This is a genomic window from Allobosea sp. TND4EK4 (assembly GCF_900156025.1).
Lineage (GTDB): Bacteria > Pseudomonadota > Alphaproteobacteria > Rhizobiales > Beijerinckiaceae > Allobosea.
In genome coordinates, this window is the sequence record NZ_FTMO01000001.1 from 795,685 (window position 1) to 818,829 (window position 23,145).

Sequence of the window (23,145 nt, forward strand, 5' to 3'; positions counted from 1 at the left end):
ACTGCACAAGCTCGCAGAGCCGATTGCGACGATGTACAAGACGGCATGAGCTTTTCCGATGTCAGCGGGCCCGACGATCTCGACCCGTACGAGTTGCTGAGCTGGTATGCCGAATCCGGCGTCACCGAAGCGCTGGACGACGAAGCGCACGACCACTTCGCCGAGGCGCCTCAACCAGCGCCGATGCGCCGGCCTCTTCCGGCTCCGGGCACGTCCCCCCTGCGGCCCGTGCAGGCCCGGCCGATGCCGGCCGCTGTCGCCGCGCCCGACGATGCGGCACTGACGGCCCGCGCGATGGCGCGCGAGGCGCGCACCCTCGAGGAGCTGCGCGAGGCGATGGCGAAATTCGAAGGCTGTGCCCTGAAGGCGACGGCCAAGAATCTCGTCTTCGCCGATGGAAACCCGGCGGGCCGGGTGATGATGGTCGGCGAGGCGCCCGGCGCCGACGAGGACCGGCTCGGCCTGCCCTTCGTCGGGCGATCCGGCCAATTGCTCGACCGGATGCTGGCAGCCATCGGGCTCTCGCGGCAGAACGACGTCTATATCGCCAATCTCCTGCCCTGGCGCCCGCCGGGCAACCGCACGCCGACGCCGCAGGAAGTCGCGATCTGCCTGCCCTTTGTCCAGCGGCAGATCGAGCTCGCGGATCCGGAGATCCTGATCAGCGTCGGCGCACCGTCTGCGCAAGGCCTGCTCGGCTTCAAGGGCATCATGAATTCGCGCGGCAAATGGGTGGAGTACGATACCGGCACCAAGCGCATCCGGGCGATGGCGACGCTGCATCCGGCCTATCTGCTGCGCCAGCCCCTTCAGAAGCGACTGGCCTGGCGGGATCTGCGAGCGCTGCGCGCGGCGCTGGACGGCAAAGCGTAGCGCCGAACACTTCTCCGCCATGTGCCGCACGAGACCGTGCCGGGCTGAAGCCCGGAACCGCTCGCTGTGCCGCACGTTCACCCGGGCTTGAGTTCCCGGCGCCGGTTCGCAAGAGTGCCGGGGAATTTCGGGGGCCGAACCATGCAGTGGCAAGACTATCGCCAGTCCGACAATCTCGAGGACCGGCGCGGCGACGGTGGCGGCGGCTTCGCCGGCCTGCCGGGCGGCCGCGGCGGGATCGGCATCGGCACCATGGTGGTCCTCGGCCTTCTCGGCTGGGCGCTCGGCATCGATCCGCGCATCCTGATCGGCGGGGCGGAGATGATCGGGGGCATCGGCGGGCGCGAGCAGACGCAGGAGACGCGCCGTTCCTCGGGACCGCCGCAGGACGAGATGGGCCGCTTCGTCTCGGCCGTTCTGGCGCAGAACGAGGACGTCTGGACCAAGCTCCTGCCGCAGCAGGGCAACACCCGGTACCAGCCGCCGCAGCTGGTTCTCTTCTCGGGCGTCAACCGGTCAGGCTGCGGCGTCGCCCAGTCGGCGATGGGGCCCTTCTACTGCCCCAACGACCGCAAGGTCTATCTCGACACCTCCTTCTTCCAGGAGATGCAGCGCAAGCTCGGCGGCGGCGGCGACTTCGCCTACGCCTATGTGATCGCCCATGAGGTCGGACACCACATCCAGAACCTGCTCGGCATCCTGCCGAAGGCGAACCAGCTCCGCGAACGGTCCTCCGAGCGAGACGCGAACGCGATCTCGGTGCGGATCGAGCTGCAGGCGGACTGCTTCGCCGGCGTCTGGGGCCACAACATCCAGTCCATGGGCCGCCTCGACCAGGGCGACATCGAGGAGGCGATGCGCACCGCAGCCGCGATCGGCGACGACAAGCTGCAGAAGGCGGCGCAGGGCGTGGTCGTCCCCGATTCCTTCACCCATGGCTCGTCCGCGCAGCGCACGAAATGGTTCAACATCGGCTTCCAGAGCGGCTCGCTGCAGTCCTGCGACACGTTCAGGAACGCGATCTGACGCCGCTGGACAGGCGACCCGCGCCAACCCGCCAAGCCCAGGGAATGGCCATGACTGAACCAAATCATTGCTCCTTCTGGGGCAGTGACTTTTCTCCTTAACAATCCCCGGCAACAACCAACATCAATGGAGCCGGGGATGCTCAACCGGAATGTCGCGCGAGGGCCCTTTCCGGCCCTGGTCGCCCTCATTTTTGCCGCCACCGCGCTGCGCTATCCGATCGGAGACCTGGCTCATGCCGGGCCCGGTCTCTTCCCGCTGATGATCAGCGCGACGCTGCAGACGATCCTCGGGTTGTTCCTGGCCTGGCAGTCCTACGCGGCGATCAGGGGCAAGCGGGCGACGCTTGCCGACGCGATCGAGGTGCAGCCCGCCGCGCACTGAGGAAGACGCTCAGCCGGCGCGCTCCCGGCGCGCCGACAGCCGCACCGGGGCCTTTCCCAGCCGGCCGGCCATGACCATCGCCTTCGGCGCGACGAGTCCGGCGCGCAGCCGGCTCCCTCCGAAAGAGATCGCCGCACGCTCGCGCAGCCCCGCCGCGACGCCGCGCAGCGGCAGCAAGGCGGGGCGATCCGGCACGAGCAGGAAGTGCCGCTCGAGCGCCTGAACCCAGTGAAGCTGCGGCACGTCGCCGGCATCGAGCAGCAGCAGCATGTCGCCGCGCGCCTGCTGGGCACCGAGAAGCCAGCCTTCGCCGCTGGCGGCGCGCAGATAGCTCGCGCCCGTCGCATCCGCGATCCGCTCGATATCGAGCTCACCGGCGGTGTCGACGACCACCGCATGGCCGAGGAAACCCTCGGCCACCGCCGGGATCAGCACGGCGAAGGTGGCGGCGAGCGCCCGCGTGGAGCCGGACGCGCGGATGACAGCTGTCAGCATCCGTCATCTCTATGTCGCAGCGCAGCATGCCGCAATCCTGCCCCTTGCCAAATGTTCCTGTTATGTTCACATTCCAAGACAGGAAACGCAGCCGATTCACGGCACTGCCCAGGATCCACGCGATGATTCGCATCAAGCCGACAGCGAGGCCCATGCCGGCGGCCCAACCCCTGCGGCAGCAGCAGAGCGATGTCATCTCGGCGTCGGTGCGCGTCGCGCCGGCCGATCCGCTGGCCCATGCCGGCCATCGCATCGATCCGGACCGGCGGCGCGGACGAGGGGCGACCATCAACCCTGCCGGCCGCTTCGAATCCGAGCAACGCGTCGCCGAGGACGATGGCTGGGGCTCGCTCGGCGAGCTGCCGCCGTTCAAGACCGAGATCACCTATGAGAAGGCGCGGACGATCATCACGCGCAACGACTCGCCCGACATCTCCTTCGACCGCTCGATCAACCCCTATCGGGGCTGCGAGCATGGCTGCGTCTACTGCTTCGCCCGGCCGAGCCATGCCTATCTTGGCTTGTCGCCGGGGCTCGACTTCGAGAGCAAGCTGACGGCGAAGCCGGATGCGGCGGCGCTTCTGGAGAAGGAGCTTTCGGCGTCCAATTACCAGCCGCGGACGATCGCGATCGGCACCAACACCGACCCCTACCAGCCGATCGAGAAGAAATTCCGGATCATGCGGGAGGTGCTGGAGGTTCTGGCGCGTTTCAACCATCCGGTCGGGATCGTGACGAAATCGGCGCTGGTTCAGCGCGACATCGACCTTCTGGCACCGATGGCCGCGAAGGGACTGGCGAAGGTCGCGCTCTCGGTGACGACGCTCGACTCCAAGGTCGCCCGCGGCATGGAGCCGCGCGCAGCCGCGCCGGCGAAGCGCCTGGAAACGATCCGCAAGCTGTCGGAGGCCGGTATCCCGGTGACGGTGCTCGTCGCGCCGATCGTTCCGGCCATCAACGAGCACGAGATCGAGCGCATCCTCGACGCCGCCAAGGCCGCGGGGGCGCAGGAAGCGGGCTATGTCCTGCTGCGCCTGCCGCTGGAAGTCCGCGACATCGTGCAGGAATGGCTGCTGACCCATCACCCCGACAAGCTGCGCCATGTAATGTCGCTGGTACGCGCCACACGCGGCGGCAAGGACTACGATTCGCAATGGGGCCAGCGCATGGTCGGCTCCGGCCCCTATGCCTGGATGATCGGCCGGCGCTTCGAGATGGCGGCGGAGCGCATCGGCTTCAACACGTCGCGCAAGCGGCTGCGGACGGACCTGTTCGTCAAGCCGCAAAAGGCGGTGGCACAGCTCAGCCTGTTCTGAGCAAACCCGTCATTCTCGGGCGGCGCACCAGCGGTGACCCGGGAATCTCTCGCCGTGAATGGCGCTTTTTCCACGCCCCCTTCGGCAAGAGATGCTCGGGTCGAGCCCGAGCATGACCCCCTTCATGACTACGCGCCTCTGGCCCCTTCCGCCCATCCGTTGCATAAGCCCGCCATGCCCGCCGATTTCTCCCGCGAGACCCATGCCATCGCCGGCGGCCTGTGGCCGCTCGCCGGCATCGACGAGGTCGGCCGCGGACCGCTCGCCGGGCCCGTCGTGGTGGCCGCCGTGATCCTCGATCCGGCGCGCGTGCCGGCCGGGCTCGACGATTCGAAGAAGCTGCCGGCGCCGATCCGCGAGGAGCTGTTCGGCGAGATCATGGAGAAGGCGCTCGCCGTCAGTGTCGCCAGCGCGACGGCGATCGAGATCGACAGGGTCAACATCCGGCAGGCGACCCTGCTCGCCATGCGCCGCGCCGTCGCGGCGCTGCCGCTCTCCCCGCTCCATGTTCTGGTCGACGGCAACGATCCGCCGGTGCTCGCCTGCGGCTGCGAGGCGATCATCCAGGGTGACGGGGCGGTGGCCTCGATCGCCGCCGCCTCGATCGTGGCGAAGGTCACGCGCGACCGGATGATGGCGCGGCTGTGCCGGCGCTTTCCGGCCTACGGTTTTTCCGCCCATGTCGGCTATGCGACGCCGCAACACCGCCGCGCCATCGCGGAGCACGGTCCCTGCCCAGAGCATCGCTACTCCTTTGCGCCGGTGAAGGGCGTCTGGACGCGATAGCGGCAGGCCGCCGCGTTGGGCGAGCCTGCCCCAACGGTATCCGACCGTTAACGCCCGCTTAGGAATTTCCTTTGCCCGACAAAGGCCTAGGCAAAAACTGCAGCCCCAAAACGACACGCATTTTTTTCAATCCGGAAACCCGGCTTTTACCCTGCCTGACCAATATCGCCCCCGTTGAAGTTGCGTAACGGTCTTGGCGTCATGGGTATCTCGCGTACCGGGACCGCCAGCGCTCCCGTCCGGATTCAGGTTTCGCGTACCGGACGGCCCGCGCTGGAGGCCCGGATGAAGACCAAGGGTCTTCTCCATCCTCTCGGGACGGTCGAGCTCCCGCTCGATCAGGTCCTCGTCGGCGATTGCATCGCCGCGATGGACGCCCTGCCGCCGGCCAGCGTCGACCTCGTCTTCGCCGACCCGCCCTATAATCTCCAGCTCGGCGGCGATCTGCGCCGGCCCGACGACAGCCTCGTCGACGCCGTCGACGACGACTGGGACAAGTTCGCCTCCTTCGCCGATTACGACGCCTTCACGAAGGCCTGGCTCGCCGCGGCGCGGCGTGTGCTGAAGCCGGACGGGGCGCTGTGGGTCATCGGCAGCTACCACAACATCTTCCGCGTCGGCGCGATCCTGCAGGATCTCGGCTTCTGGATGCTGAACGACATCGTCTGGCGCAAGGCCAACCCGATGCCGAATTTCCGCGGTCGGCGCTTCACCAACGCGCATGAGACGCTGATCTGGGCGGCGCGCGGGGAGAGCTCGAAATACACGTTCCATTACGAGGCCCTGAAGGGCGGCAATGACGACCTCCAGATGCGCTCGGACTGGTATCTGCCGCTCTGCACGGGCGACGAGCGTCTGAAGGATGCCGGCGGCGCCAAGGTGCACCCGACCCAGAAGCCGGAGGCGCTGCTCGCCCGCGTGCTGCTCTCGGCCTCGAACGCCGGCGACGTGGTGCTGGACCCCTTCTTCGGCACCGGCACCACCGGCGCCGTCGCCAAGGCACTGGGCCGGCGCTTCATCGGGCTGGAGCGCGATCCGGTCTATGCCAAGGCGGCGCGCGAGCGCATCGCCGGCGTGACGCCGCTGCCGCCGGAAGCCTTCGCCACCGCTCCCTCCAAGCGCAGCGAACCGCGCGTGCCGTTCCTGAGCCTCGTCGAGGCCGGGCTGGTGAAGGCGGGCGAGACAGTGGTCGACGACAGGCGCCGGCACAAGGCGGTGATCCGCGCCGACGGCACGCTGTCGGTCGGCCCCGCCATCGGCTCGATCCACAAGGTCGGCGCGCTGGTGCAAGGCCTGCCCAGCTGCAATGGCTGGACCTTCTGGCATGTCGAGCGCGACGGCAAACTGATGCTGCTCGACGTGCTGCGCGGCGAGATCAGGGCGCAGATGGCGGCAGCTTGAGCCCGGCAGCCGCCAGCACCTTCACCATCACACCCGACAAAGGCTCCTGGCCGAGTTGGGCCAGCGGCGTGAAGCGCATGCCGGCCGGCGCCGGCGTAGCAGCCGGAACAGTGCCGGTGAACACCGTCAGCTCCAGCGGAAAATGCGTGAAGACGTGGCGGACGGCCTGGGCGGCCTGCGTCCAGCGCAGCGGCAGCGGCGCATCCTGGGCGGCGCCGTCCAGCTCATAGTCCGCTCGCCATTCGCTGGTCGGCACCTCGGCCATGCCGCCGAGCAGGCCCTTGGCCGGGCGGGTGCGCAACAGCAGAGCACCGTCAGCGCGGGTCAGGACGAAGGCAGCGCCATAGCGGATGAGCCCAGCCTTCTTCTTCGCCTTGCGCGGAAAGGTCTCCTGCGTACCTTCCGCCCTCGCGACACAGGGCTCGCGCCAGGGGCAGAGCCCGCAGGCGGGATTTCGCGGCGTGCAGATCGTCGCGCCGAGATCCATCAGGGCCTGCGCGAAATCGCCGGGACGAGTTGGCGGCAGCAGGGCCAGCACCCTGTCGCGCACCAGCGGGCGGGCGCCGGGCAGTTCGGCCTCGATGGCGAACAGCCGCGTCATCACCCGCTCGACATTGCCATCCACCGCCGCTGCCGGCTTGTCGAAGGCGATGGCGGCGACCGCGCCTGCGGTATAAGCGCCGATGCCCGGCAGGGCCCGCAGCCCCTCCTCGCTTTCGGGGAAGCGGCCGCCATGCTCCGCGACGACCGCCTTGGCGCAGGCATGGAGGTTGCGGGCGCGGGAATAATAGCCGAGCCCGGCCCAGGCCTGCATCACCTCCTCCGAGGGAGCCTCCGCCAGCGCCTTCACGCTCGGAAAGCGGGTCATGAAGCGCTCGTAATACGGCTTCACCGCCGCGACCGTCGTCTGCTGCAGCATGATCTCGGAGGCCCAGATGCGGTAGGGATCAGGCCGCGTCCCGGCCGCCGCCCGCCAGGGCAGGCTGCGGCGATGCCGGTCGTACCAGGCGAGGAGATCGGCGGCGGCGGGCGCGGTCATGGGGCCGGTTGATAACGCCTTCCGCCGGGCCGGCAAGCCGGTAACGGGGGGGGTCGGTCAGTCTCGGCGGCTCGGCCAGGCCGAAAGCGCACGGCGCGCCACTGACTCCAGCGCGGCAGCGTCGGCCCCGTCGCGCGCAAGAACCGACATGCCACCCTGAACGGCCGCGAAAAAGCGGGCCAGACCGGCAGGGTCGGCATCGGAAGGCAGCTCGCCGGACGCTACGCCCTGGGCCAGGCGCTCCTCGATGCGCGCCACGGAAGCGGCACGGGCGGCACGCACGCGCTCACCCAGTTCGGCATGGCCCTCGCACCCGACCGAAGACAGCGTCACCATGCAGCCGCGCGGATCGCCGCTGCCGCCATTGCCGCTGAGCGCCCTGGCCGAATCGAACAGGAAGGCCTCGATCGCCTGCCGCGCCGTTTCGGCGGCGGCGAAACGACCCCAGACCAGACCACTGAAATTCTCCGCGTAAAAATCCAGGGCCTCGGCATAAAGGCCCTCCTTGGAGCCGAAAGCCGCATAGAGGCTCGGCGCGCCGATCCCCATCGCCTGCGTCAGATCGGCGATCGAGGTTGCGGCGTAGCCCTTGTTCCAGAACAGCCGCATGGCCTGCGCCAGCGCCTGTTCCCGATCGAAGGCGCGCGGCCTGCCGCGCGCTCGCGCGCTCGCTCCGCCGGCGTCTCCAACCCGTCCACCCGATATCTGCATCGGTCATTATATAAATCGCTTGACCCCCGGAGGCAATGGACCTAGCTAATTTTGTATCGAACGATACAGAAAGAAAGCACCATGACTGATCTCACTGGCAAGCGCGCGCTCGTCACCGGCGCCTCGCGCGGAATCGGGGCCGCGATTGCACTGGCCCTCGCCGAGCAGGGCGCCGATGTCGCCATCACCTATGAGCACTCCGCGGACAGGGCCGCCGACGTGGTGAGGGCCATCGAAGCGAAGGGCCGGCGCGGCTTCGCCCTCCAGGCCGACAGCGCCGATGCGGCTGCGGTGAAACGGTCGGTGGACGAAGCCGCAAGGAGCCTGGGCGGGCTCGACATCCTGGTGAACAATGCCGGCATCGCCCGGGGAGGCCCGCTCGCGGAACAGAGCCTGGCCGATATCGATGCGCTTCTGGCCGTCAACATCCGCGCGGTCGTGCTTGCCTCGCAGGCGGCCATCGCTCATCTGCCGGAGGGCGGGCGTATCGTCTCGATCGGTTCCTGCCTGGCCGAACGCGTCCCGTTCGGCGGCGTAACGGTCTATTCGATGACGAAATCGGCGCTTCTCGCCTTCACCCGCGGGCTGGCGCGGGAGCTCGGGCCGCGCGGCGTCACGGTCAACCTCGTGCATCCGGGCTCGACCGACACCGACATGAACCCGGCCGACGGCCCGCAATCCGACGTGCAGCGGGCGAACTCGGCCCTGGGGCATTACGGCAAGCCGGAGGATATCGCGGCGGCCGTCGCCTTCCTGGCGGGGCCGAGTGCGCGGCAGATCACCGGCACGGGCATCACCGTCGACGGCGGCGCCAACGCCTGAGCGGCGCCAGGCTCACTCAGGGGCCGGACAGCGCCGTCGCTATCCCCAGCGACAGCGCCGTCTGCCCCGAAATGTGGAACATGCTGTCGAAGCTCGACCTGGTGATCAGCGAGGCGGCACCGGGCACGCCCATTTCATAGTAGATTTTGACCATGCCGGCCGTAGCCGTGCCGGAATAGCCCTTGCGGCCGCTGCTCTGCGGGCTGTTGCCCTCGTGGAAACCGAGGCCGCGCTTGGTCCTGGTATCGCCATCGACCACGGCACCGGCGTTCAGGTAGAGCCGCCTTGTCCCGGCCACGAAGAGGCCGGTGCAGGCGCTCTCGCAGCGTCCGCGGCTTGCATCCACTGCGGTGGCGTAACCCTTCTCGCGGATCTGGCGCGCCATCTCGCGGGCCGGATCGATGCGTCCCCCAGGGCTGTCGAGATAGATCGTCCGGATCTGTGCCGCCTCCGGGCGGGCCAGGAAATCGCGCAGCTTGAACTGATCGCCGTCCTTGATCGGCCCGCTGATCTGCGCCGCCGCCCCCCTCTGAGAGATCTCGACGGCCGCCGCCGGAACAGCGACGAGCATGACGGCGCAAACCGCCGCAAGCATTTCACGCATCTCGATCCCCCCCGATCCTGCCGACGCCCCGGCGAGATCGATCTTGTAAGAAGGGGCCGGGCGGCGGACAATGGCGCCATGGTTGCCAAGCCGCTTGCCGAACTGATCGAGGATTGCATCGCGCCAGCGCTGGCCGCGCAGGGTTTCGCCGGCCGTTCCATCGTCTCGCTCTGGCCGGAGATCGTCGGCGAACGGCTGGCCGCGCGCACGCGCCCGCTCAAGATCGACTGGCCGAAACGGCGCCCCGCTCCCGGGGAGCCGGCCGACCCGGCGACGCTGGTGGTGCGCGTCGAGGGTGCCTTCGCACTGGAGATGCAACAGCTCGGGCCTCTGGTGGTCGAGCGCGTCAACACGCATCTGGGCTGGCGCGCCGTCGGCAAGCTGGTGCTGAAACAGGGACCTGTCGCCACCCTTGGGATGCCCCGCCCGTTGCCGAAGCTCGATGCGGAAGCCGCGGCCGCCGTGGACCGGCAGGTCGCGACCGTGGAGGACGAGGGCCTGCGAGAGGCGCTGGCGCGTCTGGGCAAGGCGGTCGCGCTGCGGGCGAGACACGGCAGTCCCGCCGGCCCCGACACGGCTTCGTGAGCTACGCCCGCGCGGCGCGATGCGCTCTTGCCACAATCGAACGGCCTCTATAGCTGCCGATCCGATCTTTGCTCCTTCTCGAGGACCTTTCACGATGACGAACAGGCGACAGCTCCTGACCGGCGCAGCCGGGATCGCGGCCGCCACGCTGCTGGGCGCCGAGTTGATCGGCCCTGTCCAGGCGCAGACGAAGCTGCCCGATGCCGGCCCGCTCGGGGATGTCTGGCTCGGCCCCGCAGACGCCAAGGTCACCGTGATCGAATACGCTTCGCTGACCTGCTCGCACTGCGCGCATTTCCACGAGACGACCTGGCCCGAGCTGAAGAAGAAGTACATCGACACGGGCAAGATCCGCTTCACGCTGCGCGAATTCCCGCTCGACCCGCTCGCCACGGCCGGCTTCATGCTGGCGCGCTGCAACGGCAACGACAAATACGTCCCGATGACGGACCTGCTCTTTTCGCAGCAGAAGAACTGGGCCTTCGTCGACAAGCCGGTCGACGCTCTCTCGTCGCTGGTGAAGCAGGCGGGCTACACCCAGGAATCCTTCGAAGCCTGCTTGAAAAGGCAGGACATCTATGACGCCATCAACAAGGTGAAGGACGGCGCGGCCAAGGCCGGTGTGGACTCGACGCCGACCTTCTTCGTCAACGGCCAGAAGGTTCCGGGTGCCATCTCGATCGCCGAGTTCGACAAGCTCCTGGAGCCGCTCCTGGCGAAGTGAGCGGCGCGCCAGCGTCCGTTCCGAGATCGCCGTCACTCCGGGCGGTTCGCAGCCGCGCCGCTCGGGCATGAGGGGCGCGGACGAAGAGAGGGTGCGCCGATGCAGCTGACGCGCCTGAGACTCACCGGCTTCAAGACCTTCGTCGAGCCGACGGAATTCCCGATCGAGCCGGGGCTGACCGGCATCGTCGGTCCCAATGGCTGCGGCAAGTCCAACCTCGTCGAAGCGCTGCGCTGGGTGATGGGCGAAAGCTCGTTCAAGAACATGCGCGGCGCGGGGATGGACGACGTCATCTTCGGCGGCTCCGGCGAGCGCCCCGCCCGCAACATGGCCGAGGTCGCCCTCACCCTCGACAACAGCGACCGCAGGGCACCGGCCGCCTTCAACGAGACCGATGTGCTCGAGGTGACGCGCCGGATCGAGCGCGAGGAGGGCTCGACCTATCGCGTCAACGGCAAGGAGGTTCGCGCCAAGGACGTGCAACTCCTCTTTGCCGATGCCGCGACCGGGGCTCGCTCGCCCGCGCTGGTGCGACAGGGCCAGATCAGCGAGATCATCTCGGCCAAGCCGCAATCGCGCCGGCGCATCCTGGAGGACGCGGCCGGCATCGCAGGCCTGCACAGCCGCCGCCATGAAGCGGAACTTCGGCTGCGCGGCGCGGAAGACAACCTTACGAGGCTGGAAGACGTTCTCGGCGAGATCGACGGGCAGATCGAGGCGCTGCACCGGCAGGCGCGGCAGGCCTCGCGCTATCGCAGCCTCGCCTCCGACATTCGCCGTGCAGAGGCCGTGCTCGCACTGCTCGCGCTGCATGAGGCGCGCGCGCAGGAGGCACAGGCCTCGCGGGCGCTGGAGGAGGCTGTCCGGCTCGTCGCCGATGCGACCGGCGTCCAGGCCGAGGCGGCGAAGATGCAGGCCATCGCCGCCCATGCCATGCCGGCGCTGCGAGACGAGGAAGCGGCAGCGGCCGCTGCGTTGGTCCGGCTGAAGCGGGGGCTCGACGAGCTGGAGGCGGAGAATCGCCGCGCCAGGCAGCGCGCCGAGGAACTGGGCAAGCGCCTTGCGGAGCTCGAAGCCGACCTCGCCCGTCAGGACGGTATCGGCCGCGACGCGCAGGAGAGTCTCGCCCGCCTGCAGGCGGAGGACGCCGCGCTGCATCAAGAAGGCGCTCAGGTGGGCAACGGTGCCGAGGCTGCGGCGCTCGCCGTGCGCAGCGCCGAAGACGCGCTCGCCGCTGCGGAGGCGGCTCATGCCGCCGCACAGGCGGCCCTGGCCGAACTGTCGGCACGGCGCGGCGCGCTCGAGCAGGCGCTGCGAAGCGCGCGTGGGCGGGAGGAGCGCGCCGCCCTCGAACAGGACAGGCTGAAGCGCGACCGGGCGGCGCTCGATGCCGCGGGCGCCGGCACCGGACTCGGCGCGTTGCGGACGGCGCTGGGGGAGGCCGAAGCGGCGTCCCGCGAAGCAGAGGCGCAGGCTGGTGCCGCACGCGCGAGGCTGGCGACGGCCCGGGACCAGGAAAGCCGCCTGCGCGTGCCTCTGGCGGAGGCGGAACGCAAGGCGCAGAAACTGGAAACCGAGGCTACGACGCTGCGCAAGCTGCTCGCGCCGGCCACTGAGGGCCGCTGGCCGCCGATTCTCGACGCGATCCGGGTGGCGCGCGGCTTCGAGGTCGCGCTCGGCGCCGCTCTGGGAGAGGATCTCGACGCCTCGGCCGATATAGCGGCGCCCGCGCATTGGCGCGAGACGCCCGCAGCCAATGACCCGGCGCTGCCCGCCGGCGCCGAGCCGCTCCTGCTGCATGTCGAAGGTCCGGCGGCCATCCGCCGGCGCCTCGCCCAAACCGGCATCGTGGCGCGCGAGGCCGGTGCCGCCATGGCCCCCCTGCTGGAGCCCGGCCAGATCCTGGTTTCGCGCGAAGGCGATCTCTGGCGCTGGGACGGCTTCACCAGCGCAGCCGATGCGCCCTCCCCCGCCGCCCGGCGGCTCGCCGAGACAAACCGCCTCGACGAGCTGGCGCGCGCGGCTGAGGCTGCGCGCGCGCTCGCCGAGGCGGCGCGTTCCACGCTGGACGCCGCGGCTTCCGCGACGCGCGAAGCGGCGAAGGCGGAGGCTAGCCAGATCGAGGACGCGCGCCAGGCGCGGCAGAGATTCGACCGGAGCCGCGAGGCGCTGGCGCAGGCCGAGCGGAAGGCGGCCGAGACCGCCGCGCGGCTTTCCGGGCTGTCAGAAGCGATTGCCGCGGCCGAGCGGGCCGCCATGGAGGCGGCCGGCCAGAGGCGCGAGCAGGAGGCGGCGATGACGGCGCTGCCTGTGGCCGCCGCGCTCGAGATGACCCTGCTCGAGGCCCGCGCGGCGCTTGGCGAGAGACGCGCTGCCGCCTCCGATGCCCGGGCCCGCCAGCAGACCCTGGCGCGGGAGGCGGAGCTGCGAGCCCGGCGCCAGGAGAGCATTGCCGCCGATATCGCGGCCTGGACCAAACGCGCCGCAGCGAGCCTGCTGGCCGCGAGCCAAGGCCGCGAGCGGATTGCCGCGGCGAGTGCCGAACGGCAGGCGCTGCTCGATTCGCCGGACACCTTTCTGAGCGAGAAGCGCCGGTTGACCGCCGAAATCGAGCAGGCCGAGGCGGGGCGACGCGCAGCGGCGGACCGGCTCGCCAGCGGCGAGGTGGCGCTGGCCGAGAGCGACCGTCAGGCCCGGATCGCGTTCGAAGCCCTGTCGGGAGCCCGCGAGACGCGCGCGGCAGCCGAGGCGCGGCAGGAGGCCGCGCGCCAGCGCGTCACCGATGTCGTCCGCCAGATCGAGGACGGGCTGGAAACCGGCGTCGAAGGGCTGCACGCCATCGCCGGCACCAAGCCTGGCGATGGGTTGCCCGATGCAGATGCGATCGAGCGGCGGCTCGCCCATCTCAAGGCCGAGCGCGAACGGCTGGGCGCGGTCAATCTGCGGGCCGAGGATGAACTCGTCGAGGTGAAGGGGAAGCGCGAGGGCCTTGCGACCGAGCGCGACGACCTGACCGAGGCGATCCGGCGGCTGCGCCAGGCGATCGGGGCGCTCAACCGCGAGGGGCGAGAGCGGCTCACCGCCGCCTTCGAGATCGTCAACGGGCATTTCCAGCGGCTCTTCGGCGTGCTCTTCGGCGGCGGCGAGGCGGAACTTCGGCTGGTCGACTCCGAGGATCCGCTGGAAGCGGGGCTGGAGATCTTCGCCCGCCCGCCTGGCAAGAAACCGCAGGTGATGACCTTGCTCTCCGGCGGAGAGCAGGCCTTGACGGCCACGGCCCTGATCTTCGCGGTGTTCCTGACCAACCCGTCGCCGATCTGCGTGCTCGACGAGGTCGACGCCCCGCTCGACGACGCGAATGTCGAGCGCTACTGCGACCTGCTCGCCGACATGGCGCGCAACACAAGCACCCGCTTCATCCTGATCACGCATAATCCCATCACCATGGCGCGGATGGAACGCCTGTTCGGCGTGACCATGGCAGAGCGCGGCGTCAGCCAGATGGTCTCGGTCGATCTTTCCACGGCGGAGCGCATTCGCGAGGCAGTGTAGGACGAGCTAGGTCATGCTCGGGCTCGACCCGAGCATCTCGCGACGAGCGGCCTCGTATTCCCCGCCCGGGATTCTCGGGTCCTGCGCTTGGCTGCGCCCGGGAACGACAGCGCGATAAGCCGCTGAAAAAATGCCACAATCGCCCCCGCATTGCGGCAAGAATGTCGCATCTGACCCGAATTTGCAGCCATTCCAAAGACTTAAGCCTTCCTCCCCTGCCTTGACAGCGCGGGGGGCTGCCAATAAAGGAGGCCGTGCTGACGACGGCTCGATGCGCGGGTTTGGACGAGGTTACACTGGTTTTTCGCCGGATCGTGGCGCTTCCACGGTGATGACGGAGACGAAACCATGTCCGAACCCGATCCCAACGCCTCAGATTCGGAGTTGCGCGCAAGACTGGGTTCCCTGAAGTCCGCTTTGCGGCGGGCCGAGGAAACCGAAAAGCCGGGCGCGGGCCCGGTTGGGGATGACAAGGCGCTCGCAGGCGCGATGTCCTCGGGTTTTCGCGCCGCGACGGATCTGGCAGGCGGTGTCATCGCGGGTGCCCTGATCGGGTACTTCGGCGACCGGTGGCTTGGAACGTCCCCGTTCCTGCTGATCGCCTTCCTGGCGATTGGAACCATCGCCGGCTTCCGGTCCGTCTATCGGCTCGGCTCGCGCCCGACCTCCGGGTCTGGCAAGACGCCGAAGAACCACTGAGTACAAGGGCGGCCCTCTTGCGGCCGCGCGGCAAGGGACGAGAGCATGGCGGCCGGCGGCGGTATCGATCCGATCCACCAATTCCAGATCCACCCGATCGTGGAACTGAAGCTGTTCGGCCTCAACCTGTCCTTCACCAACACGTCGCTGTGGATGGTGATCGTGCTCGCGGTCGTCTCCGCGATCATGATCTACGGTTCGAGCCAGCGCTCGGTCGTGCCCGGCCGGCTGCAGTCGCTCGCCGAGATGATCTACGAGTTCGTCGCCCAGACGCTGACGGGCGTGATGGGCCGCGAAGGCATGAAGTTCTTCCCCTTCGTCTTCTCGCTCTTCATGTTCGTGCTGGCCAGCAACATGCTCGGCATGCTGCCGGGCTCCTTCACCGTCACCAGCCAGATCATCGTCACCGCCGCCTTCGCCGTGCTGGTGATGGCCGTCGTGCTGGTCTACGGCATCGTCAAGCACGGCACCCATTTCTTCGGCCTGTTCGTGCCCTCTGGCGTGCCCGGCTGGCTGCTGCCCTTCATGGTGCTGATCGAGGCCGTCTCGTTCATGTCGCGCCCGGTGTCGCTGAGCCTTCGTCTGTTCGGCAACATGCTCGCCGGCCATATCGCGCTCAAGGTCTTCGGCGGCTTCGTTGTCGTGCTGCTGGGCTCGGGCGCCGCGCTCAACTACGCGATCGCGCCGCTGCCGCTGCTGCTGGCGGTCGCGCTGACGGCGCTCGAATTCCTCGTCGCGTTCCTGCAGGCCTATGTCTTCGCGATCCTGACCTGCGTCTATCTCAACGACGCGCTGCATCCCGGCCACTGAGTCCGCAGCGCTCGCGAGAGTTCATCCCACCCTTCCAAAACGTTCCACACTGGAGATAAGACCATGGATCCTGTTGCAGCCAAGTTCATCGGCGCCGGCCTCGCCTCGCTCGGCATGGGCCTCGCCGCCATCGGCGTCGGCACCATCTTCGGCAACTTCCTCTCCGGCGCCCTGCGCAACCCGTCGGCGGCCGACGGCCAGTTCCCGCGCGCCTTCATCGGCGCGGCGCTCGCCGAAGGTCTGGGCATCTTCGCGTTCGTCGTGGCGCTCGTCCTGCTCTTCGTGGTCTGACGCCTCGCGCGACCACCACGCCCAAGTCGCGCCGGCCAGATTAATCCGGCTGGCGCGGCTCCTTCCTGTTTTCCGCGCTGAAAGGCACCTCATGCCGGTTCGTTCTTCAGGGTTCGTGCGACATGGATGGGCGCCCGCCCTCGCCTGCCTCGCCACTCTGCTGGCAGGCGCGGCGCAGGCTGCCGCCCCGCATGGCGAAAGCGGCGAAGGCGCATCCTTCCCGCCGTTCGACCCCACCCATTTCGCCAGCAACCTGTTCTGGCTGGCCATTACCTTCGCCGCTCTCTACTGGCTGATGTCGACGATCGCGCTGCCGCGCGTCGGCGAGATCATCGAGGAGCGCGCCGGCAAGATCAGCAGCGATCTCGACAAGGCCAACGCCATGCAGGCGAAGGCCGAGGAGATGGCGCAGGCCTATGAGAAGGCTCTGGCCGAGGCCCGCAAGAACGCCCAGGGCATCGCCCAGGCCGCCCGCGAGGCCGGCGCCAAGGCGAGCGACGCCCAGCGCCACGCCACCGAGGCCGAACTCGCCGCCAAGATGGCGCAGGCCGAGGCGGCCATCGCCCAGACCAAGTCCGGCGCGATGAGCAATGTGCGCGATCTCGGCAGCGACATCGCGGTTGCGATCGTCACCAAGCTGACCGGACAGGCTCCGAGCCCGGCCGAGGCGACCGCCGCGGTCGACCAAACGCTCAATCGCGGCTGAGGAGAGGCTCCATGGATACTTTCTGGGTCGGTGTCGCCCTCGTCATCTTCCTCGCCATTCTGGTGAAATTCGGCGTGCCGAAGGCGATCGTTAAGGCGCTCGACGCCCGCGGCGAGCGCGTCGCGCAGGAACTCGCCGAAGCCCGGCGCCTGCGCCAGGAGGCGGAAAAGCTGCTGGCCGAATACGACGCCAAGCGCAAGGCGGCCGAGGCCGAGGCGGCCGAGATCGTCTCCTCCGCCAATGAGGAGGCCAAGCGCCTCGCGGCGGAAGCCGAGGGCAAGCTCGCCGATTTCGTCGCCCGCCGCACCAAGGCCGCGGAAGAGAAGATCGCGCAGGCCGAGAGCCAGGCCGAGGCCGAGGTCCGCGCCGCGGCCGCCGAAGCCGCCACCAAGGCCGCCGAAACGATCCTGCGCGGCCAGATGGCCGGACAGGCCGGCGACGCCGCCTTCGCATCCGGGCTGAACGAGGTCCGCGCCAAGCTCAACTGAGCCCGCCCGCCCTCGAGACGATGATCAGGCCGCCCCGACGGGGCGGCTTTTTCTTTGCCCGTCTTCCGCCGCAATCCACGCTCCCGATGGCGGCCCGCGGGCAGTTCTTTCGTCCGCGAAGGAGACCGACGTGACGACCATGCTCCACCGGGCTGTCCGGCTCGCCGCTATCCTCTCCTGCCTGTCCTGCGGCGGAGCCCTGGCCTCCGAAAAGGTCTCGTTTCCCTCTCGCGACGGCGGCGAACTCGCCGGATGGCTGTCGCGGCCGGCCGCTCCCGGCCCCTCCCCCGTGGTGATCGGGCTGCATGGCTGCGCCGGGCTCTCTACCCGCACGGGGGAGATCGGCCCGCGCGAGACCGACTGGTCGCGGCGTCTGACCGCAGCCGGCTTCGCGGTACTGCTGGTCGACAGCTTCGGCCCGCGTGGCATCAAGGCACTCTGCAACAGCCGCGAGCGTTCGCTGACTCCGGCCGGCCGCACCAGGGACGCCTTCGCCGCCCTCGACTGGCTCGAGGGACAGGGATTCGCTGATCCCAAACGCGTCAGTGTCATCGGTTGGTCGAATGGCGGCTCGACGGCGCTGCGCATCGCTGGCGATCGCGAGGCCCGGCGCCTGCGCCATGTCATCGCCTTCTATCCCGGCTGCCGCGTTCTGCTGAAGCGCGACTGGCGGCCGCAGACCGACACGGCGATCTTTCAGGGCCTTGCGGATGATTGGACGCCGGCGCCGCCATGCCAGGAGCTGGCGCAGCGCAGCGGCGCGCGCTTCGTCGGCTTTCCCGGCGCCTATCACGACTTCGACCATCCGAACCTGCCCTTGCGGGAGCGCAAGGCGGCCTATTCGCAGCGCCCGGACGGCATGGTGACGATCGGCAGCGACCCGGAAGCCCGCGCAAAGGCGATCGCGGCGGTCATGGCGATCCTCAAGACGCCCTGAGCGCTCAGTTGCGGATCGTCGCCGCCGGCATTGGTCCGTCGCCGGCCGTCGTCACCGGCCTAGCCGGCGGCACGACCGCCGCCTTGGGCCTCGGCTTGCGCGCCTGGATCGTCGAGGTGACGATGCCCTGCGGCGTGTCGAGCCCGTAGATGTCATCGCGGAACTGGACCTGCCCGTCCGCACCCTGCCAGGCGGTGAGATAGACCCAGGCCACCGGCACGGACTTCTTCAGCGCGATATTCTTGCGCTCGCCCTTGGCGATCTCGGCGTCGATCGCCGGGACCGTCCACTCCGTCCCCTCCAGCAGCCAGGCGGCCAATTCACGCACGCCCTCGATGCGGGCGCAGCCGGAGGAGTTGAAGCGGATATCGTTCTTGAACAGCGTCTTCTTCGGCGTGTCGTGCATATAGACCGCGTCGCCGTTGGGCATGTCGATCTTGAGCTGGCCCAGCGAATTGGTTGGGCCCGGCTCCTGCCGCACGTAAAAATAGGGGCTCTTCAGCGTCGCCCAATTGACACTCGCCGGGTCGATCTCCTTGTTCTCGGCACCCAGGAGCTTCATGTTCGACTTGGCGATGAAGCCCGGATCCTTGCGCATATGCGGGATGATGTCGGCCTTCACGATCGACATCGGCACCGTCCAATAGGGATTGAGGTTGACCGAGGTGATATTGGCCTGGATCACCGGCGAGGGCCGGTCCGGCCGTCCGACGATCGCCAGATGGCGCTCCTTGACCTGCCCGTCCTCGACCGCCTCGACGCTGGCGCCGGGAATGTTCACCACGACATAGCGATGGGCGAAGTTGAAGCCGTTGCCCTTGAGCCGCTCCAGCGTGGCGGTGAGCTGGTTCAGGCGCATCTCGACCGGCGTGTTCATCGCCTTCAACGTCAGGCGCCCGACGGTGCCGAGCTCGGACAGGCCGTGGCGGCGCTGGAAGCGCTTCACAGCCTCGACGACGCTGGCGTCATAGACATCGCCCTGCAGCGCCTCGACGGAAAGGTCGCCGCTGGCGACGAGACGCTGCTTCAGCGCGACGACCTCGGGCCCCGTGGCGTCGGGCTTCAGCGCGGTGGCGGCCGCCGGGACCTTGGGCCAGCCGCCCCGCGTGGCGACGTCCTCATGCGCGATCAGCGCCTCGAGCGTGCGGTCATAGGTGTTGGGGCCATAGCTCGGCTCGTTGGCGCGTGCGGGAAGCGCCGAAAGGGCGGCAAATGCCGCCGTCGCGAGGATGGCGTTACGCAGGAACATCGAACAACCCCCGAGCCGCACAAGGCGGCACGAAGGCGATCATTCAGCCTACATGGTCAAGGAATGCTTAAGGCGATGCAGGCCCCTTCACCATGCTGACGTCGGGCGTCAGCGGTGACGGCGCGTGGCGCGCCCGTCATGCCCGGGCGGGACCTGAGCATCTCACATTGGGCGCGGCTCCGGCACCTCCTCAAGCGGGGATTCTCGGGTCAAGCCCGAGAATGACGCCCTCTCGCTGCTACTCCGCCGCGTCCTTGACCGGCTGGGCCTCAGTCCATTTCAGCACCGGCTGCCGGGCAGCGCGCGTCTCGTCGAGGCGGCGGATGGGGGCGTGGTGCGGTGCGCCGGTGAAGCGCTCCTTGTCATTGCCCTTGGCGGCCATGGCGAGGTCGCGCAGCGTCGCGATGAAGAGGTCGAGCGCGGCCTTGGATTCCGACTCGGTCGGCTCGATCAGCATGGCGCCATGGACGACCAGAGGGAAATACACCGTCATCGGGTGGTAGCCTTCGTCGATCATCGCCTTGGCGAAATCGAGCGTCGAAACGCCCGTTCCCTTGAGCCAGGAATCGTCGAACAACGCCTCATGCATCGAGGGGTGGTCGGGGAAGGGCAGCGACATCAGGTCGGCGAGGCCGGCGCGGATGTAGTTGGCGTTCAGCACCGCATCCTCGGAGGCCTGCTTCATGCCGTCGGAACCGTGGCTCAGCATGTAGGCGAGCGCGCGCACATACATGCCCATCTGGCCGTGGAAGGCGGTCATGCGGCCGAAGGGCTGGTTGCCTTCCGGGGCTTCCGCGCGCGTCTCGATGAGATGCGGCTTGCCGTCCTCGACATGGATGAAGGGCACCGGCGCGAAGGGCGCCAGACGCTCCGACAGCACGACCGGGCCTGCACCGGGACCGCCACCGCCATGAGGCGTCGAGAAGGTCTTGTGCAGGTTGATGTGCATGGCGTCGACGCCAAGATCGCCGGGCCTGGCCTTGCCGACGATGGCGTTGAAGTTCGCGCCGTCGCAGTAGAAATAGGCGCCGGCCTCGTGCATTGCCGCCGCGATCTCGACGATCTGCGGCTCGAAGATGCCGCAGGTGTTCGGGTTGGTCAGCATGATCGCGGCGATGTCGGGACCCAGCAGAGCCTTGACGTCCTCGACCGCGACGGTGCCGTCCGGACGGGCCGGCACCGACTTCACCGAGAAGCCGATCAGCGCGGCCGTGGCCGGATTGGTGCCATGCGCCGATTCGGGAACGAGCACGACATTGCGGGTCGCGCCTTCGCCCTTGGCGGCGATGGCGGCCTTGATCGCCATCATGCCGCAGGCCTCGCCATGGGCGCCGGCCTTGGGCGACAGCGCCACGGCCGGCATGCCGGTCAGCGTCATCAGGTAACGGGCGAGTTCCAGCATCAGTTCCAGCGCGCCCGGCACGGTCGAGAGCGGCTGGAGGGGATGCACATCGGAGAAGCCCGGCAGCCGCGCCATCTTCTCGTTGAGGCGGGCATTGTGCTTCATCGTGCAGGAGCCGAGCGGGAAAAGCCCGGTGTCGATGCCGTAGTTCTTCTGGCTGAGACGCACGTAATGGCGCATGGCCTCAGGCTCCGAGAGGCCGGGAAGGCCGAGCTCGCTTTGGCGCGCGTGGCTGCCGAGGCGGCTCTTGAACGGCGCCGGCTGTTCGATATCGACGCCGGTTGTCTCGGTGCGGCCGATCTCGAAGATCAGCGGCTCGACCTGCTGCAGGGCCTTGTTGCCGGTGAAGGTGGCGTGATCCTCATGCGAGGCGGCGCCGGCCTGGGTGGGACGTCCCTGACGATTCAGCATCACAGCACCTCCGCGAGCGCCGCCACGAAGGCCGCCCGGTCATCATCGCTATTCACTTCGGTGGAGGCGACCAGCAGCAGGTCGTCGAGGCCCGCCTTCGGCAGCAGGCGCGAGACCGGCACGCCAGCGAGGATGCCCTTCTGCGCGAGCGCTTCGACCACCTCCGCCGCAGGCCTGGCGAGCTTCACCGTGAACTCGTTGAAGAAGGTCTCGTTGAGCACCGAGACGCCCTTCACGCCCGCCAGCGCATCCGCCAGCTTCACGGCATTGGCATGATTGACCTCGGCAAGGCGGGTCAGGCCGGCTTGCCCCAGCAGCGTCATGTGGATGGTGAAGGCCAGCACGCAGAGGCCCGAATTGGTGCAGATGTTCGAGGTCGCCTTGTCGCGGCGGATATGCTGCTCGCGGGTCGAGAGCGTCAGAACGAAGCCGCGCTGGCCGGTCGAATCGACCGTCTCGCCACAGAGCCGGCCCGGCATCTGGCGGATATATTTCGACTTGGCGGCGAAGAGGCCGACATAGGGGCCGCCGAAGTTCAGGGCGTTGCCGATCGACTGGCCCTCGCCGACCACGATGTCGGCATCCTGCGCGCCCGGCGGCACGACGGCGCCGAGCGAGACAACCTCGGTGAAAACGGCGATCAGCAGCGCGCCATGGGCGTGGGCCTTTTCGGCGATGGGCTTCAGGTCGCGCAGATTGCCGAAGACATCGGGCGACTGGACGACGACGCAGGAGGTCTGGTCGTCGATCTGGGAGAGGATGTCTTCCGAAGCCGAGACGTCGGGTGCCAGCGCCACGACCTCGTCATTGGCCATCTCCGAAAGGGTCTTCACCACCTCGACATAGTGCGGATGCAAGCCCCCCGAGAGCACGGCCTTGCTGCGCCTCGTGACGCGATGGGCCATCAGAACGGCCTCGCCGGTGCCGGTCGAGCCGTCATACATCGAGGCGTTGGCCACCTCCATGCCGGTCAGGGCCGCGACCTGCGTCTGGAACTCGAAGAGATATTGCAGCGTGCCCTGGGCGATCTCAGGCTGGTAGGGCGTGTAGCTGGTCAGGAACTCCGAGCGCTGGATCAGGTGGTCCACCGTCGCCGGGACATGGTGCTTGTAGGCGCCGGCGCCGCAGAAGAACGGGACGGAAGCGGCCGCGGTGTTGCGCCCCGCCATCCGGCCGAGAATGCGCTCGACCTCCAGCTCGCCCCTCGCGCGCGGCAGATCGACCGGTGCCTTCAGCAGCTTGTCGGCCGGCACGTCGGAGAACAGGGCATCGATATCGGAGACGCCGATACGCGCGAGCATGTCCTCGCGGTCGGCTTCTGTGAGCGGGAGATAGCGCATGGGCGGTCCTCGAATGGCATCATTCTCGGGCTCGACCCGAGCATCTCTTTAACCAGTGCCTTCTCGTCCGGAGATTCCCGGGTCGCCGCACGCGGCGCCCGAGAATGACGGGGGGATCAGAGCGACTTCACGTAGTCCTGGTACTCGGCCTCGCTCATCAGGCTCTCGAGCTCGGCTGCATCCTTGAGCTTGATCTTGAGGAACCAGCCCTTGCCGGCGGGATCCTCGTTGACCGTGCCGGGCGCGGCCTCGAGCTCGCTGTTGACCTCGACCACCTCGCCGGAGACGGGCGCGTAGACTTCGGACGCCGCCTTGACACTCTCGACCACGGCCGCCTCGCCGCCCTTGCTGAGCGCCTTGCCGATCTCGGGCAGCTCGACGAAAACCACGTCGCCAAGCTGGCCCTGGGCGTAGTCGGAGATGCCGACCGTGCCGGTCTCGCCCTCGATGCGGATGTATTCGTGGTCCTTGGTGTAGCGGGTCTCGGCCATGGC

General features: G+C 68.6%; 24 protein-coding genes. 16 read left to right on the forward strand and 8 right to left on the reverse strand.

All coding sequences use genetic code 11. The annotated features are described in order from the left end of the window. Positions 1-45: 45 nt before the first annotated feature. The 3 genes from BW981_RS03855 (at position 46) to BW981_RS03865 (ending at position 2,283) form a co-directional block, all read left to right on the forward strand. On the forward strand, positions 46-873 hold the full coding sequence (locus BW981_RS03855) for a uracil-DNA glycosylase (RefSeq protein WP_076436325.1): 828 nt from the start codon (positions 46-48) through the stop codon (positions 871-873). A 141-nt stretch (positions 874-1,014) separates the two neighbouring features. Beyond that, entirely contained in the window at positions 1,015-1,899 is an 885-nt protein-coding gene (locus BW981_RS03860; RefSeq protein ID WP_076436327.1) for a KPN_02809 family neutral zinc metallopeptidase, read from the forward strand. A gap of 138 nt (positions 1,900-2,037) precedes the next feature. Next, positions 2,038-2,283 carry a hypothetical protein gene (locus BW981_RS03865; RefSeq protein WP_139333598.1) on the forward strand — a complete coding sequence of 82 codons (246 nt, stop codon included), beginning with the start codon at positions 2,038-2,040 and terminating at the stop codon, positions 2,281-2,283. Positions 2,284-2,292: 9 nt separating this feature from the next. Here BW981_RS03865 and BW981_RS03870 read toward each other — a convergent pair whose 3' ends face one another. Further along, positions 2,293-2,778: a hypothetical protein gene (locus BW981_RS03870; RefSeq protein WP_076436330.1), complete on the reverse strand. Its 486-nt coding sequence runs from the start codon at positions 2,776-2,778 to the stop codon at positions 2,293-2,295. Between the two features lie 122 nt (positions 2,779-2,900). On the opposite strand from BW981_RS03870, the gene BW981_RS03875 reads away from it, so the two are divergent. The 3 genes from BW981_RS03875 to BW981_RS03885 all read left to right on the forward strand — a co-directional run bounded on the left by BW981_RS03875 (position 2,901) and on the right by BW981_RS03885 (position 6,281). After that, on the forward strand, positions 2,901-4,094 hold the full coding sequence (locus BW981_RS03875) for a PA0069 family radical SAM protein (RefSeq protein WP_244560205.1): 1,194 nt from the start codon (positions 2,901-2,903) through the stop codon (positions 4,092-4,094). A 174-nt stretch (positions 4,095-4,268) separates the two neighbouring features. After that, positions 4,269-4,880, forward strand: a complete 612-nt coding sequence (locus BW981_RS03880) for a ribonuclease HII (protein ID WP_076436332.1) — start codon at positions 4,269-4,271, stop codon at positions 4,878-4,880. Between the two features lie 285 nt (positions 4,881-5,165). Beyond that, complete coding sequence (locus BW981_RS03885) at positions 5,166-6,281, forward strand: site-specific DNA-methyltransferase (protein WP_076436334.1); 1,116 nt, start codon at positions 5,166-5,168, stop codon at positions 6,279-6,281. Here the strand turns inward: BW981_RS03885 and mutY are convergent. Further along, positions 6,256-7,320 (reverse strand): A/G-specific adenine glycosylase, encoded by a 1,065-nt coding sequence (gene mutY / locus BW981_RS03890; protein ID WP_076436335.1) that lies wholly within the window; start codon positions 7,318-7,320, stop codon positions 6,256-6,258. The genes BW981_RS03885 and mutY overlap by 26 nt on opposite strands. A gap of 57 nt (positions 7,321-7,377) precedes the next feature. Then, the gene (locus BW981_RS03895; protein ID WP_348521395.1) at positions 7,378-7,929 is read right to left on the reverse strand and encodes a TetR/AcrR family transcriptional regulator; all 552 of its coding nucleotides are present in this window, start codon (positions 7,927-7,929) and stop codon (positions 7,378-7,380) included. Positions 7,930-8,112: 183 nt separating this feature from the next. On the opposite strand from BW981_RS03895, the gene BW981_RS03900 reads away from it, so the two are divergent. Continuing rightward, the gene (locus BW981_RS03900) at positions 8,113-8,853 is read left to right on the forward strand and encodes an SDR family oxidoreductase (RefSeq protein ID WP_076436338.1); all 741 of its coding nucleotides are present in this window, start codon (positions 8,113-8,115) and stop codon (positions 8,851-8,853) included. A gap of 16 nt (positions 8,854-8,869) precedes the next feature. Here BW981_RS03900 and BW981_RS03905 read toward each other — a convergent pair whose 3' ends face one another. Beyond that, positions 8,870-9,457: a hypothetical protein gene (locus tag BW981_RS03905; RefSeq protein ID WP_139333599.1), complete on the reverse strand. Its 588-nt coding sequence runs from the start codon at positions 9,455-9,457 to the stop codon at positions 8,870-8,872. A gap of 78 nt (positions 9,458-9,535) precedes the next feature. Here BW981_RS03905 and BW981_RS03910 point away from each other — a divergent pair, with 78 nt between their 5' ends. The 9 genes from BW981_RS03910 to BW981_RS03950 all read left to right on the forward strand — a co-directional run bounded on the left by BW981_RS03910 (position 9,536) and on the right by BW981_RS03950 (position 18,249). Then, on the forward strand, positions 9,536-10,042 hold the full coding sequence (locus BW981_RS03910) for a DUF721 domain-containing protein (protein WP_076436341.1): 507 nt from the start codon (positions 9,536-9,538) through the stop codon (positions 10,040-10,042). Between the two features lie 94 nt (positions 10,043-10,136). After that, positions 10,137-10,766, forward strand: coding sequence for a DsbA family protein (locus BW981_RS03915; protein ID WP_076436343.1), 630 nt, complete (start codon positions 10,137-10,139; stop codon positions 10,764-10,766). A 99-nt stretch (positions 10,767-10,865) separates the two neighbouring features. Continuing rightward, positions 10,866-14,318 carry a chromosome segregation protein SMC gene (gene smc / locus BW981_RS03920; protein WP_076436344.1) on the forward strand — a complete coding sequence of 1,151 codons (3,453 nt, stop codon included), beginning with the start codon at positions 10,866-10,868 and terminating at the stop codon, positions 14,316-14,318. A gap of 348 nt (positions 14,319-14,666) precedes the next feature. Beyond that, the gene (locus BW981_RS03925) at positions 14,667-15,017 is read left to right on the forward strand and encodes an AtpZ/AtpI family protein (protein WP_076436346.1); all 351 of its coding nucleotides are present in this window, start codon (positions 14,667-14,669) and stop codon (positions 15,015-15,017) included. Between the two features lie 45 nt (positions 15,018-15,062). Beyond that, positions 15,063-15,827 (forward strand): F0F1 ATP synthase subunit A, encoded by a 765-nt coding sequence (locus BW981_RS03930; protein ID WP_076436348.1) that lies wholly within the window; start codon positions 15,063-15,065, stop codon positions 15,825-15,827. Positions 15,828-15,890: 63 nt separating this feature from the next. Next, the gene (locus BW981_RS03935; RefSeq protein ID WP_038360954.1) at positions 15,891-16,118 is read left to right on the forward strand and encodes a F0F1 ATP synthase subunit C; all 228 of its coding nucleotides are present in this window, start codon (positions 15,891-15,893) and stop codon (positions 16,116-16,118) included. A gap of 91 nt (positions 16,119-16,209) precedes the next feature. Beyond that, positions 16,210-16,824 carry a F0F1 ATP synthase subunit B family protein gene (locus BW981_RS03940; protein ID WP_083712126.1) on the forward strand — a complete coding sequence of 205 codons (615 nt, stop codon included), beginning with the start codon at positions 16,210-16,212 and terminating at the stop codon, positions 16,822-16,824. A gap of 11 nt (positions 16,825-16,835) precedes the next feature. Next, complete coding sequence (locus tag BW981_RS03945; protein WP_076436350.1) at positions 16,836-17,312, forward strand: F0F1 ATP synthase subunit B family protein; 477 nt, start codon at positions 16,836-16,838, stop codon at positions 17,310-17,312. A 139-nt stretch (positions 17,313-17,451) separates the two neighbouring features. Next, positions 17,452-18,249, forward strand: coding sequence for a dienelactone hydrolase family protein (locus BW981_RS03950; protein WP_076436827.1), 798 nt, complete (start codon positions 17,452-17,454; stop codon positions 18,247-18,249). A 4-nt stretch (positions 18,250-18,253) separates the two neighbouring features. On the opposite strand, the gene BW981_RS03955 is transcribed toward BW981_RS03950, so the two are convergent. The 4 genes from BW981_RS03955 to gcvH all read right to left on the reverse strand — a co-directional run bounded on the left by BW981_RS03955 (position 18,254) and on the right by gcvH (position 23,142). After that, entirely contained in the window at positions 18,254-19,498 is a 1,245-nt protein-coding gene (locus BW981_RS03955) for a L,D-transpeptidase family protein (RefSeq protein WP_076436351.1), read from the reverse strand. Between the two features lie 238 nt (positions 19,499-19,736). Continuing rightward, positions 19,737-21,311, reverse strand: a complete 1,575-nt coding sequence (gene gcvPB / locus BW981_RS03960) for an aminomethyl-transferring glycine dehydrogenase subunit GcvPB (RefSeq protein ID WP_076436353.1) — start codon at positions 21,309-21,311, stop codon at positions 19,737-19,739. Beyond that, entirely contained in the window at positions 21,311-22,651 is a 1,341-nt protein-coding gene (gene gcvPA / locus BW981_RS03965) for an aminomethyl-transferring glycine dehydrogenase subunit GcvPA (RefSeq protein WP_076436355.1), read from the reverse strand. The genes gcvPB and gcvPA overlap by 1 nt, the downstream gene beginning before the upstream one ends. A 116-nt stretch (positions 22,652-22,767) precedes the next feature. Beyond that, complete coding sequence (gcvH, locus tag BW981_RS03970) at positions 22,768-23,142, reverse strand: glycine cleavage system protein GcvH (protein WP_076436357.1); 375 nt, start codon at positions 23,140-23,142, stop codon at positions 22,768-22,770. Positions 23,143-23,145 lie beyond the last annotated feature (3 nt).

What these genes read in the sequence shown, in the direction of transcription:
- BW981_RS03855 (WP_076436325.1), top strand. Translation starts at nt 46, where the DNA reads ATGAGCTTTTCCGATGTCAGCGGGCCCGACGATCTCGACCCGTACGAG.
- BW981_RS03860 (WP_076436327.1), top strand. Translation starts at nt 1,015, where the DNA reads ATGCAGTGGCAAGACTATCGCCAGTCCGACAATCTCGAGGACCGGCGC.
- BW981_RS03865 (WP_139333598.1), top strand. Translation starts at nt 2,038, where the DNA reads ATGCTCAACCGGAATGTCGCGCGAGGGCCCTTTCCGGCCCTGGTCGCC.
- BW981_RS03870 (WP_076436330.1), bottom strand. Translation starts at nt 2,778, where the DNA reads ATGCTGACAGCTGTCATCCGCGCGTCCGGCTCCACGCGGGCGCTCGCC.
- BW981_RS03875 (WP_244560205.1), top strand. Translation starts at nt 2,901, where the DNA reads ATGATTCGCATCAAGCCGACAGCGAGGCCCATGCCGGCGGCCCAACCC.
- BW981_RS03880 (WP_076436332.1), top strand. Translation starts at nt 4,269, where the DNA reads ATGCCCGCCGATTTCTCCCGCGAGACCCATGCCATCGCCGGCGGCCTG.
- BW981_RS03885 (WP_076436334.1), top strand. Translation starts at nt 5,166, where the DNA reads ATGAAGACCAAGGGTCTTCTCCATCCTCTCGGGACGGTCGAGCTCCCG.
- mutY (WP_076436335.1), bottom strand. Translation starts at nt 7,320, where the DNA reads ATGACCGCGCCCGCCGCCGCCGATCTCCTCGCCTGGTACGACCGGCAT.
- BW981_RS03895 (WP_348521395.1), bottom strand. Translation starts at nt 7,929, where the DNA reads ATGCGGCTGTTCTGGAACAAGGGCTACGCCGCAACCTCGATCGCCGAT.
- BW981_RS03900 (WP_076436338.1), top strand. Translation starts at nt 8,113, where the DNA reads ATGACTGATCTCACTGGCAAGCGCGCGCTCGTCACCGGCGCCTCGCGC.
- BW981_RS03905 (WP_139333599.1), bottom strand. Translation starts at nt 9,457, where the DNA reads ATGCGTGAAATGCTTGCGGCGGTTTGCGCCGTCATGCTCGTCGCTGTT.
- BW981_RS03910 (WP_076436341.1), top strand. Translation starts at nt 9,536, where the DNA reads ATGGTTGCCAAGCCGCTTGCCGAACTGATCGAGGATTGCATCGCGCCA.
- BW981_RS03915 (WP_076436343.1), top strand. Translation starts at nt 10,137, where the DNA reads ATGACGAACAGGCGACAGCTCCTGACCGGCGCAGCCGGGATCGCGGCC.
- smc (WP_076436344.1), top strand. Translation starts at nt 10,866, where the DNA reads ATGCAGCTGACGCGCCTGAGACTCACCGGCTTCAAGACCTTCGTCGAG.
- BW981_RS03925 (WP_076436346.1), top strand. Translation starts at nt 14,667, where the DNA reads ATGTCCGAACCCGATCCCAACGCCTCAGATTCGGAGTTGCGCGCAAGA.
- BW981_RS03930 (WP_076436348.1), top strand. Translation starts at nt 15,063, where the DNA reads ATGGCGGCCGGCGGCGGTATCGATCCGATCCACCAATTCCAGATCCAC.
- BW981_RS03935 (WP_038360954.1), top strand. Translation starts at nt 15,891, where the DNA reads ATGGATCCTGTTGCAGCCAAGTTCATCGGCGCCGGCCTCGCCTCGCTC.
- BW981_RS03940 (WP_083712126.1), top strand. Translation starts at nt 16,210, where the DNA reads ATGCCGGTTCGTTCTTCAGGGTTCGTGCGACATGGATGGGCGCCCGCC.
- BW981_RS03945 (WP_076436350.1), top strand. Translation starts at nt 16,836, where the DNA reads ATGGATACTTTCTGGGTCGGTGTCGCCCTCGTCATCTTCCTCGCCATT.
- BW981_RS03950 (WP_076436827.1), top strand. Translation starts at nt 17,452, where the DNA reads ATGCTCCACCGGGCTGTCCGGCTCGCCGCTATCCTCTCCTGCCTGTCC.
- BW981_RS03955 (WP_076436351.1), bottom strand. Translation starts at nt 19,498, where the DNA reads ATGTTCCTGCGTAACGCCATCCTCGCGACGGCGGCATTTGCCGCCCTT.
- gcvPB (WP_076436353.1), bottom strand. Translation starts at nt 21,311, where the DNA reads ATGCTGAATCGTCAGGGACGTCCCACCCAGGCCGGCGCCGCCTCGCAT.
- gcvPA (WP_076436355.1), bottom strand. Translation starts at nt 22,651, where the DNA reads ATGCGCTATCTCCCGCTCACAGAAGCCGACCGCGAGGACATGCTCGCG.
- gcvH (WP_076436357.1), bottom strand. Translation starts at nt 23,142, where the DNA reads ATGGCCGAGACCCGCTACACCAAGGACCACGAATACATCCGCATCGAG.